Source organism: Actinomadura montaniterrae (assembly GCF_008923365.1).
GTDB lineage: Bacteria > Actinomycetota > Actinomycetes > Streptosporangiales > Streptosporangiaceae > Spirillospora > Spirillospora montaniterrae.
This window is the reverse complement of sequence record NZ_WBMR01000483.1, coordinates 1-1,305: the sequence shown is the minus strand read 5'-3', so window position 1 is coordinate 1,305 and position 1,305 is coordinate 1. Positions and strand designations below refer to the sequence as shown.

Genomic DNA, 1,305 nt, shown 5'->3' with positions numbered 1-1,305 from the left:
CAGCCGGTAGCCGGGCGTCGGGTCGTCGTCGTCCGGCTCGCCGTCGCCGAACGGCTCGTCGCCGATCGGCAGGGCGCCGTCCTCGTCGCCGGGCCGGCGCCGCTGCCGCCAGCCGAGGACCAGCCCGACGATCACCAGCACGCCGCCGCCGCCGAGCACCAGCGGGAGCAGCACGCCGGAGTCCGCGGCCGGGGAGTCGGCGGACGGGGTCGGCGTGGCGGACGGCGCCGGCGCCGCCTCGACCGGCCCCTTCGACGTCTTGTTCAGCGTGTTCGCGGCGACGAGCGCGCGGACGGCGTCGACCGACCCCGCGCAGGTCGCCGAGCCGGTCGGGTGGCCGCGCCGGGCGGGCGAGCCCTCGACCAGCGCCTGCCGGACCTCGTCCGGGCTGAGCTTGGGGTAGCGGGAGCGGATCAGCGCGGCGACCCCGGCGACCATCGCGGACGAGGCGCTGGTGCCCGTCCCGACGACGTAGCCGTTGCTGGCGTCGGCGCTGACGATGTCGACGCCGGGCGCGCACACGCTCGCGTGCGAGTTGCGGTTGCTGTCCTTCCACAGGTGCAGCTTGCGGTCGAGCGCACCGACCGCGATCACGCCGGGGTAGGCGGCGGGGAAGTTCTTGCGGTCGGCGCCGGAGCCGTCGTTGCCGGCCGACGCGATCAGCACGACGCCCTTGCTCAGCGCGTACTTGATCGCGTTCTCCTGGGCGGGGTTGCCGTTGTAGGACTGCCGGCCGCCGCCGAGGGACATGTTGATGATGCCGGCGCCGTGGTCGACCGCGTACCGGATGCCCTGCGCGACGGCGTCGCGGGCGCCGGTGGTGGCCGAGGTGTCGGTCTTGCGCAGCGGGTCGTTGTTCTCCAGCGTCACCCGGACGGACAGGATCCTGCTCTGCGGCGCGACGCCGAGCATGCCCTGGGCGAGGCCGGGGCCGTGCCCGTGACCAGCGATGATGCTGGCCATGGACGTCCCGTGCAGGCCCCAGTAGCGGCTGCCGGGGCTGCGCGCGCCGCTGGTGAGGTCGGGGCCGGTGACGACACGGCCGGTGAGGTCGGGGTGGCCCTTGTCGACGCCCGTGTCGAGGACGGCGACCGTGACGTTGGCGCCCTTGGAGTAGTGCCAGGCCTTCTGGGCGCGGAGCACGGTCAGGTGCCATTCGCGGGCGCGGATCTGGTCGGTCGCGGTGCGCATGGCCGCGCCGGCGGCGGCGCCGCGGACGGAGCGCGGCGCGCTGCCGGCCTCGTCGCGGACGAGCGCGGCGGGGACCGCCACCGCGGCGGCGAGGGTGAGCACGGTGAGCGCCGC

1 protein-coding gene is annotated in these 1,305 nt (G+C 75.8%); it reads right to left on the bottom strand.

Annotated features, from left to right (window positions below; translation table 11 throughout):
• Nucleotides 1-1,305: S8 family peptidase (locus F9B16_RS50435; protein WP_151547349.1), on the bottom strand; the 1,305-nt coding region annotated here is incomplete at both ends.